Here is a 9,293-nt window from a genome sequence, read left to right as displayed (position 1 = left end):
GGCAGGACCCCGGCGAACACCGCACATGGCGCCATCGCACCCGCAGGGGCAGCCGGGACAGCCCGCACGTCGCGGTGCGGCCGGCTTGCCCTGCGGGCGGCCGCCGGGGGCCGGACGTCTGACGCGACACGCTCCGCCGCCCGCCCAGGAGCGCCGTACTTTCCGCCCAACCCAGTCCGGAGTCACAGATGTTGTTCGACATCGGCCCGCTGGAAGTCGCCACACTGATGGTGCTGGCCGTCGTCCTCGTCGGGCCCGACAAGCTCCCCAAGATGGTGTCCGACATCGCGCGTATTCTGCGCAAGGTCCGGGAGGTCTCCCGAAGCGCCCAGGCGAGCATCCGAAGTGAACTCCCGCCCGAGCTGGCGGACCTGGCACTCGAGGACCTCAACCCCAGGACCCTTGTGGCCAAGAACCTGCTCGGCGGCGAGGACCTGAACCCGGCCGAATCTGCTGCCGACGCCGACTTCCACGGCAAGCCGGCCGGCAGTGCCCCGGCCCGGACCTCGAAGAACACCGGAAAGCCTGTCCGGGCCGACCCGATTTCCACAGCCGCCGAGCACCGGCCCTGAAGTAACCGCCGCACACCGGTCGACCCGGCATGCCGGCTCCCGCATCCGCGGGCAGCCGGACAACCGCGCGGGAGCGCCGCTCCCGTGCACCAACCCCTGCGAAAGGAAACACCCATGTTCGGCAGGCTCGGAGCACCCGAGATCCTCCTCGTCCTCGTCGTCCTCCTGCTCCTCTTCGGCGCCAAGCGCCTCCCCGATATGGCGCGCTCCTTCGGGCAGTCGCTGCGGATCCTCAAGAGCGAGACCAAGGCGATGCGAGGGGACGACGAGGACCAGCCCCACACCGGCGGGCACATGGCAGCTCCCGCTCCTCAGCCCGTGTCCGACGGCCCTCATGCGGCCCCGAAGACGGCCGAGGAACCGGAAACCCCGCACCGGCGCTGAAGCGCCACATCCACGGACACACACATGTGCGGCCTGCGCCGCACATGAAGGGAGCGGGACCGTCCATGCCCACTCACACCCTGCACGAACCTGCGCGCATGCCCCTCGCGGAGCATCTTCGAGAACTGCGGAACCGTCTGATCAAGGCGGTCGGGGCGATCCTGCTCGTCACGGTCGTCGCATCCCTCTTCTACAAGCAACTCATCGCCTTCCTCATCGACCCCCTGCCCGGCTGCGCCCCCGGCCGACTGGCCGACGCCCCCGACGGGGAGCGCTGCGGCCTGATCGCCCTCAACGGCCTGCTCTCGCCCTTCACCCTCGCCCTGAAGGTGGCGATCACCGCAGGAGTCGTCACCGCGAGCCCGGTCTGGCTGTACCAGCTGTGGGCCTTCCTCGTGCCGGGGCTGCACCGCAACGAGAAGAAGTACACCCTGGCCTTCCTCGGAGCCGGAATCCCTCTGTTCCTGGCCGGCGCCGCCGTGGCGTACTGGAGCCTGCCCACCACGACACGGGTGCTGATCTCCTTCACCCCCGACACGGCCACCAACGTGCTGCCCGTCGACGACTTCCTCGACCTGGCCACCCGCATGGTCGTCGTCTTCGGCCTCTCCTTCGAACTCCCCGTCCTGCTCGTCCTGCTCAACCTCGGCGGCGTCATCACCGCGCGCCGGATGAGCGGCTGGTGGCGCCCCATGCTCATGGGCATCGCCGTCTTCGCCGCACTGGCCACCCCCAGCACGGACCCGCTCAGCATGCTGCTGCTCGCCGCCCCGATCAGCCTGCTCTACCTGGGAGCATGCGCGATCGCCTGGGGCAACGACCGCCGCAGAGCGTCTCGTAGCCATGAGCGCTGAAGGGCAGCCGCCGCTGAGACGCAGGACCTGATGGAGCAGGTCCCCGCCCAGGACTGGGCGCCGGTGGGCGACGAAGGGAGGCCGTGCGCCTCGCGCAGGAGGTCCCGAACCGGAACCGGAAACGCGCCCGCCGTACCGGCACGGCGGCCCGTCTGCAGCACCTCGCCGCCCGCGGCCCGGCACACCGACCCGGAAGGACACAGGGTGCGCTGCGGATGCCGAGAGCAGTGAATCCCGACGCCACCCGCCCTGCCCCCGGGCCCCAACGGCGGTGCGCTCGACGCCGTGCCGCACCGGGCGGCGCACACCGCGTGCTGCCGCACCGCCGACAGCGCCGCACACCCCGCTGCCCGGCAGAAACCGACCGGCTCCAGCCGAGCACCCATCTTCCGCGCCCGCCCCGAACAGAGCGGATCCCGGGGCGGGCCACCGCATGACACACCCTTTTTGATCGGAGCGACCATGAACTCTTCTGCCATACACGCCGGTTCGATGTTCGACGGATTCAGCCTCTCGGGCCCCGCCACCGTGCACGTCTCGGGCGGCCGCATCCTGCGCGTGGACCGCACCGGCGCGCTGCCCGCCGACGGCACCGAGGTCATCGACCTCGGTCCCTCGGCCTGCCTGCTGCCCGGCCTCATCGACACCCACGTCCACCTTGCCTTCGACGCCGGCCCCGACCCCGTCACCTCCCTGGCCTCCACCTCCGACAGCGACCTCCTGGCTCACATGCGGGCCGCGGCCCGGTCCGCCCTGCAGGCCGGCATCACCACCGTGCGCGACCTCGGCGACCGCCGCTACCTCTCACTGACCCTGGTGGAGGAGATGGCCCGGCACCCGGAACAGGGTCCGCAGATCCTTCCCGCCGGCCCTCCGCTGACCACCCCGGGCGGTCACTGCCACTTCCTCGGCGGCGAGGTCGAAGGCGTCGAGGCGCTGCGTGCCGCTGTCCGCGAGCGTCACACCCGCGGCTGCGCCGTCATCAAGATCATGGCCAGTGGCGGTCACATGACACCCGGCTCCGTGCCGGCGCACGCGTCGCAGTACGGCCTGGAAGACCTGCGTGTCGTCGTGGACGAAGCGCACCGGCTCGGGCTGCCGGTGGCTGCCCACGCCCATGGCGTCCAGGCCATCCGGGACGCCGTCGAAGCGGGCGTCGACAGCCTGGAACACGTCTCCTTCCTCACCGCCGACGGCGTCGCCTTTGACCCCGACCTCATCGACACCATCGTCAGGAATGAAACCTTCGTCAGCCTGACGCTCGGCATCGCTCCCGGCGAAGCCTTCACGCCGCCCAAGGGCATGACCCAGCAAGAGATGGCCGCGCATGTCGACGCGGTCCTGGACGCCCACAGCAGCCTGTACAAGCACGGTGCCCACGTCGTCATCGGATCGGACGCCGGTATCGGGCCCTGGAAGCCTCACAACGTCCTGCCCCACGGCGTGGCCGACCTGGCCCGGCTGGGCGTCGCGCCGCTGGACGCGCTGAGGTCCATGACCAGCTCGGCGGCCCGGCTGTGCCGTGTGGAGGGCCGTAAGGGCCGGATCACTGCCGGCGCCGACGCCGACATCCTGGTCATCGACGGCAACCCCGCCCACGACCCTGCAGCCGTCCTCGACGTACGGGCAGTCTTCCGCGCCGGTATCCGCATACGCTGAGCAGGGCCGGGGACCGGCGCGGGCGCCGCTGCCCCGGCTCCGATCCTGTTCTGACGGTTCCTGCTGGCAGAATCTGCTCTCCCATGCCTGCCCGATGTCAGTGCTGCCTCGTACCGTTGTTTTGACGGTATTTCGTACAGGAAGGCAGATGGTGACGGGCAGCCCCGGCGTCTGTGATTGGTTCCGGCGCGGCCGGCAGTTCGGCCGCCCACTCGGGGAAGAGCGGATGCAACGTGCCCGCGAGCGGGCTCAGTTCGAGCCCTGCCAGGTCCGTGCCGACCTGCTGAAGCGCGTCCACGACGGAGGCCGGGGTGAGCGCGTTGCGAAACGGCGGGCAGGCCGTCGCCAGCGCCCGCCGACCACGGACCCCGGGCACGTCGAGCATCTCCTGGATCAACCGGCTCTTTCCGATTCCGGCCTTGCCCTCCACCAGCACCACCGCAGGAGGGCACGCCAGCGCCCCGAGCAGCTCCCGCTCACCTGTCGCCGGCTGATCATTCACGGACGCGTCCAGCAAGACTCGCAAGATGTCCCGTCACGATGCCGCGAGCATCGCGATCGGGCGACGCGCCCTCGGGCACCCGATCCGGCGACGGACGGCACCGCCCTGCACCCACCAGAGCGATGGGTTCAGGTATCGGACCGTCCAGGCCGGATCGGGCGTCCGAGGGCGTGAGGAAACCCGCCCACCCATCACGGAGCGTGCACACGATGCACGTCCCCGGACGGGGACTTCTCAGCGAACGCGGGGGACCAGTGCATCCAAAACCGTTCGGGATGCGCGCAGTTCCGGGATGAGAGTACAAAGCTCACTCCTGGACACTGTTTAGGAACGGTCAGCAGATCCCTGCCGAACCGTCATGGCGGCGGGTCAGCCCAGCGCCGCGTCCAGCAGCACACTGGCGGTGGCCCGTGCGACGGCACCCGCTCCGGGGTCATGGTCACTGCGGGCGGACACGATAGAGCCGTCGTAGACCATGTGCAGTGCGCGGGCGAGCGCCGCCGGGTCGGACGCGCCGGCCTGCTCGGCCAGCTCGGCGAACAGGCCGCGTACCCACGCGCGGTACTGGCTCGTCGTCTGGTCCACCGTGTCACCGGGCCGGGCCTCGGCGCTGGCGCGGACGAACGGGCATCCGCGGAAGCCGGAATCGGCGTACGACGCCGCCTGCGCGTCGAACACCGCGAGCAGGCCTTTCCTCGGCGTCTCGGCAGCCGCGACCGCCGCCGAAATGCGTGCGGCGACCTTCTCGTGCCTGCCCTTCAGATAGGCGTGGATCAGCTTGTCCTTGCTGCCGAACGTGTTGTACAGGGATGCCTTCGCGACGCCTGCATGCTCGATCACCCGGTCGATGCCGACCGAGCGTATGCCCTCGTCGTAGAACAGCTCGTCGGCGGCGGCCAGCAGACGCTCACGCGCGGATGACCTGGCCGCGGTCCTCGCCATTGCCATCACCATCATCCCTTCAGACTAGACAGGTCTGTACAGACTACATGGGGTAGTCGTGGCGGAGAGCGCACCCGCAGGCGACATGGGCCGGGGATCTCGTCCTGCTGCTGGTCGAGGTCCGGGGTGAGACCAGGGAGATCCAGGCCGCCCACGAGCAGGACACCGGCTTCACCGTGGGCAGGGGAAGAACCTGCGTCGACGTGGTCACCCGGACCTTCGGCGGCCGAGGCACGTGGATACCCGCCCCGATCCGATCACCGTCACCGAGCGGCACGCCGGGCCCGCATCAGCGCGAGCAGGGCCACTGCCGCCAGCACGATCACCGCGACACCGTAGTCCCGGGTCGCGCCCAGCAGACCCGCGCCATGCACGATCAGGAAACCGGCCGCCACGACGGGTACACCGAAGCCGAGGTAGGAGACCACGTACAGCAGCGACAGCACACCGGCCCGTTCGTGCGGCGTGACCTGCGGCACGACCGTGCGGATGCTGCCCTGGAACCCGGCGCCGAAGGCGGCCCCCGCAACCGCGGTGCCGACGAAGAACAACGGCAGCGACACCACAGCGAGCGCGACGAGGGTGATGGCGACGCCCACGGGCAGCGAGCCGATCCCGATCAGCATCATCGTTCTCGGCTGAGCGTTGCGCAGCACGGCCACCGCGACCCCGGCGACGCCGGCCAGCACGAACACGCTCAAGCCCCCCAGTACCTCGGCGTTGTCGCCGGTCAGCGTAGCGACCAGTGCGGGGCCGAGGGCGCCGTACAACCCGGCCAACGCCCATCCGGCGAACAGCACGGGGGCCGCGGCCAGCACGTGCGCGCCGACCTGTCGCGGCAGCTTGATCTCGGGCCTGAGGCTGGCCAGAGCACCAGGTGCCGGCGTGACCGTCTCACGCATCAGGGCGACGCCGATCGCCTGCAGCGCGAACACCGCCAGCAACAGGAAGTAGACGAGATGCGTGGGTGCGGGCAGATAGCGCACCAGCAGCGCCGACACAAGTGCGCCGGTCCCCGTGCCGATGGTCGGCGCCACCGCGTTGGCCAACTGGCCGCGCCTTGCGTCGATGTCGAGCATGCCCGCGCCGACCGCGCCGATGGCCGCACCGGTCGCCACGCCCTGCATGACACGGGCGAACAGCAGCGAGGGCACGCCGTCAGCCGTGGCGAACACCGCCATTGTCGCGACCTGGATCAGCAGCGTCACCAGCAGCACGGGCCTGCGGCCGACGTGGTCGGACAGCTTGCCCAAGGTAAGCAGCGACATGAGCACGGACATCGCGTAGACACCGAACACGATGGTGGTCGTGATCGGCGAGAAGCCCCATCGCGCCTGGTACAGGGCGTACAGCGGCGTCGGCGCGCTCGACGAGGCCAGCAGCGAGACGAACACCGAGGCCAGCAGGTACAGCACGGGTGTGCCGGACAGGCGCTTGCCTCTCGGCTCGGACCGGGTGCCGGCATCTAGCCCGCCATCGATCTCGCTGCCGCGCACGGACTGGCTCGCCCGGGTCGCGCCCGCTGTTATGGCCCGGCTCATGTGCATCTCCTTGCCTAGGTAGACAGGTCTGTATGACCAGTGGCGAGACTAGACAGACTTGTCCAATATTTCAATTGTGTCATTGCGATCCGGACCAAGGTCCGCGACGGCGGCACGGTGGTGAACAAGGCCGCGCACCTGGTCATCGGTGCGGACGGCATCAAGAACGTGCTGGGGATCTGGCTCCGGGGCGACGAGGGGTGAAGCTCTGGCTGTGCGTGCTCACCTGGCACGAGCACCGCGGCCTGAAGGGCGCGCTGACCGTGTGCCGCGACGGGCTCACGGGCCTGCCCGGGCCACCGGGGCGCTCTGGCCGTACGCGATCACCCAGACCTCGTCGGCTCGCACTCTCTGGTGGCGGGATATGCGCGCCGGTCACTGCAGCGCCGGAGGAGGGCCCGTGTGGACGTGCCGTCTTCGAGGTCCTCATGCGGACCCGCCCCTCCCGGTGGAGGCGGGCCGCGTACTGGCCGTGGGGGTCGCGCTACGGGCGCCGAGACGAGGTGCCACCGCGGTCGGCCGTCAGGTCGCCCCGCCCTCCGGGAGCGGGATCGCGGCCGATGCCCGACCTCCGGTCCGGCAAACCGCCACTGCCGGCCGCGGGAAGCGAAGCCGCGACGCCGCCGAACAGCGACGGCGGCCACGGTGCCGGGCGTGGAGATGCCCACGCCCGGCCGACAGCTGACGCCGTGACGTGGGGGAGCGGATTGACGCATCAGGCAGATCTATCTAGTCTTGGCCGCTCGCTATACAGACCTGTCTACTCAATGTGAGGAGATCTGCGTGAGCCATGCCATGACACCGGGTGGGACCCAGGCGAGCCAGTCCGCGCGCGGCAGCGAGATCGATGGCGGGATGTCCGGTCGGGAGATCCTCTCCGCCATGTCCGGGCTGCTGCTCGGGCTCTTCATGGCCATGCTCTCCTCCACCATCGTGGCCACCGCGCTGCCGACGATCCTCCACGACCTGCACGGCGGGGAGTCGGCGTACACCTGGATCGTCGCCGCCACCCTGCTCTCCCTCACCGCCACCACCCCGCTCTGGGGCAAGCTCTCCGACCTGGTCAGCAAAAAGCTGCTGGTGCAGCTCGGCCTTGGCATCTACGTGCTCGGCTCCATGCTGGCCGGGCTCTCCCAGAACACCGGTGAGCTGATCGCCTGCCGGGCGCTCCAGGGCGTCGGGGTGGGCGGCGTCACCGCGCTGAGTCAGGCCTGCGTGGCGGCCATGACCACCCCACGCGAACGCGGCCGCTACATCGGCTACTTCGGCCTGGTCTTCGCACTCGGCACCGTCACCGGACCGCTCATCGGCGGCACCATCGTGGATACCTCCTGGCTCGGCTGGCGCTGGTGCTTCTACGTCGGCGTGCCGTTCGGCATCCTCGCCCTGGTGCTGCTGCAGAAGACCCTCCGCCTGCCCACCGTGAAGCGGCGGGTGAAGGTGGACTACCTCGGCTCCGCGGTGATCGCCGCGACGGTGAGCCTGCTGCTGGTCTGGGTCACTCTGGCCGGGGACAGGTACCCGTGGCTCTCCTGGCAGACCTGCACGATGGTCGGCGGCGGCCTCGTCCTCTTCGTGCTTGCGGTCCTCGTGGAGCGGCGGGCCGCGGAGCCGGTCGTGCCGCTGCACCTCTTCCGCCACCGGACGGTCACGCTCGCGTGTCTGGCCTCGGTGGCCGTCGGCGCCGGCATGTACAGCCAGACCACGTTCCTCGGCGAGTACTTCCAACTGGCTCGGGGCAAGTCACCCACCCTGTCCGGCGTCTACACCCTGCCCATGGTGTTTGCCCTCGGCGTCGCCTCCCTGCTGACCGGCCGACTGATCACGCGGATCGGCCGGTGGAAGATCTTCCTGGTGCTGGGCGCGGTCTGCCTCACCGCGGGCTTCGCCCTGCTGGGCACCGTCCGCACGGAGACCGCGTACTGGCAGGTGGCGGTCTCGATGACGCTCTCGGGGCTCGGCATCGGCATGATGATGCAGAACCTTGTACTGGCGGTGCAGAACACCGTGCCCGTCCGGGAACTGGGCTCGGCCAGCGCGCTGGTCGCCTTCTTCCGCACGATGGGCGGCGCCAGCGGCGTCTCCGCGCTGGGCGCGCTGTTCAGCAACCGGGTGAACCACCAGGTGACACAGGGCCTGCTGGCCGGGAGGGTGCCGCTGGCCGCGGCGCAGTCGCTCAAGAACTCGGCGATCCCGGACCTCGGTCTGATCCCGCCGGGCGTGCGGCCATTCATCGAGGACGCCTTCGGCGAGGGCGTGGGCGAGGTCTTCCTGGCCGCGGCGCCGTTCGCGCTGCTGGCGCTGATCGCCATCCTCTTCATCAAGGAGGTGCCGATGCGCTCGGCCGCCCCCAGCACCCCGACAGCGCCTGACCTGCCGTCGCCACGGCGCTGCAGTCCATGACCTTGGTCCGGCCGATGCCGGTCCGGTGGGTGTTGGCGTCCGTGGGGACGCCGGTGGCCGCCACCGCCGCCCTGGAACGCGACGCCCCCGCCAGCGACCGGCCCGACTTCGTTTTCATCACCTGCCACGAACTCCCGCGCCTGCTCAGGCTGATGATCCTGCCGGGCAGCCCAACACGATGCCGAACACGTCCTGCACTGGTCCAACTGACGCAGACGCCACCGACACTGGCCCGCCTGCGATAGCACATCTACGCGGACACAGCGTTCTGACCGGCACGAGCACCATCGGCATCACGAAATGCAGCCGCCGTGGCGGATCGGGCATCTGCGCGCTTCGCGCTGCTGCAATCCGCATCACTGTGATTACCCCCTTCCATCAGGAATGCCGATCGGTTTCCATTCGCTGTAAAGCCTGGATATCGATCGGTTTCCGG

The 9,293-nt window shown here is 69.9% G+C and carries 8 protein-coding genes and 2 pseudogenes; 7 read left to right on the top strand and 3 right to left on the bottom strand.

The genetic code is table 11. The features are described 5' to 3' along the window. Nucleotides 1-188: 188 nt before the first annotated feature. From ABT085_RS28025 to ABT085_RS28010, 4 genes are all read left to right on the top strand, one after another. Entirely contained in the window at nucleotides 189-572 is a 384-nt protein-coding gene (locus ABT085_RS28025) for a Sec-independent protein translocase subunit TatB (protein ID WP_351613632.1), read from the top strand. A gap of 114 nt (nucleotides 573-686) precedes the next feature. Continuing rightward, nucleotides 687-956 (top strand): Sec-independent protein translocase subunit TatA, encoded by a 270-nt coding sequence (gene tatA / locus ABT085_RS28020; RefSeq protein WP_351613630.1) that lies wholly within the window; start codon nucleotides 687-689, stop codon nucleotides 954-956. A 65-nt stretch (nucleotides 957-1,021) separates the two neighbouring features. After that, nucleotides 1,022-1,810 (top strand): twin-arginine translocase subunit TatC, encoded by a 789-nt coding sequence (gene tatC / locus ABT085_RS28015; protein WP_351613628.1) that lies wholly within the window; start codon nucleotides 1,022-1,024, stop codon nucleotides 1,808-1,810. Between the two features lie 462 nt (nucleotides 1,811-2,272). Continuing rightward, nucleotides 2,273-3,469: a metal-dependent hydrolase family protein gene (locus tag ABT085_RS28010; RefSeq protein WP_351613626.1), complete on the top strand. Its 1,197-nt coding sequence runs from the start codon at nucleotides 2,273-2,275 to the stop codon at nucleotides 3,467-3,469. Nucleotides 3,470-3,566: 97 nt separating this feature from the next. Here the strand turns inward: ABT085_RS28010 and ABT085_RS28005 are convergent, their stop codons facing one another. Beyond that, nucleotides 3,567-3,986 carry a hypothetical protein gene (locus tag ABT085_RS28005; RefSeq protein ID WP_351613624.1) on the bottom strand — a complete coding sequence of 140 codons (420 nt, stop codon included), beginning with the start codon at nucleotides 3,984-3,986 and terminating at the stop codon, nucleotides 3,567-3,569. Between ABT085_RS28005 and ABT085_RS28000 the strand changes: the two are divergent. Then, nucleotides 3,979-4,299 (top strand): annotated as a pseudogene (locus ABT085_RS28000) (IS200/IS605 family accessory protein TnpB-related protein); the annotation flags it as partial. The gene ABT085_RS28005 and the pseudogene ABT085_RS28000 sit on opposite strands and share 8 nt — an antisense overlap. Before the next feature lie 41 nt (nucleotides 4,300-4,340). Here the strand turns inward: ABT085_RS28000 and ABT085_RS27995 are convergent. Together ABT085_RS27995 and ABT085_RS27990 are read right to left on the bottom strand one after the other, a co-directional pair. After that, nucleotides 4,341-4,928 carry a TetR/AcrR family transcriptional regulator gene (locus ABT085_RS27995; protein ID WP_351613621.1) on the bottom strand — a complete coding sequence of 196 codons (588 nt, stop codon included), beginning with the start codon at nucleotides 4,926-4,928 and terminating at the stop codon, nucleotides 4,341-4,343. Nucleotides 4,929-5,176: 248 nt separating this feature from the next. Then, on the bottom strand, nucleotides 5,177-6,409 hold the full coding sequence (locus ABT085_RS27990) for an MFS transporter (RefSeq protein WP_351613618.1): 1,233 nt from the start codon (nucleotides 6,407-6,409) through the stop codon (nucleotides 5,177-5,179). A 129-nt stretch (nucleotides 6,410-6,538) separates the two neighbouring features. Between ABT085_RS27990 and ABT085_RS27985 the strand changes: the two are divergent. Together ABT085_RS27985 and ABT085_RS27980 are read left to right on the top strand one after the other, a co-directional pair. Further along, a pseudogene (locus tag ABT085_RS27985) lies at nucleotides 6,539-6,785 on the top strand (transposase); the annotation flags it as partial. A gap of 452 nt (nucleotides 6,786-7,237) precedes the next feature. Next, entirely contained in the window at nucleotides 7,238-8,857 is a 1,620-nt protein-coding gene (locus ABT085_RS27980; protein WP_502982821.1) for an MDR family MFS transporter, read from the top strand. Nucleotides 8,858-9,293 lie beyond the last annotated feature (436 nt).

The sequence above is a fragment of the Streptomyces sp. NPDC002265 genome (assembly GCF_040296125.1).
Taxonomy (GTDB): domain Bacteria; phylum Actinomycetota; class Actinomycetes; order Streptomycetales; family Streptomycetaceae; genus Streptomyces.
The sequence above is the reverse complement of the archived record's forward strand: the minus strand, read 5'-3'. Positions and strand labels throughout refer to the sequence as shown.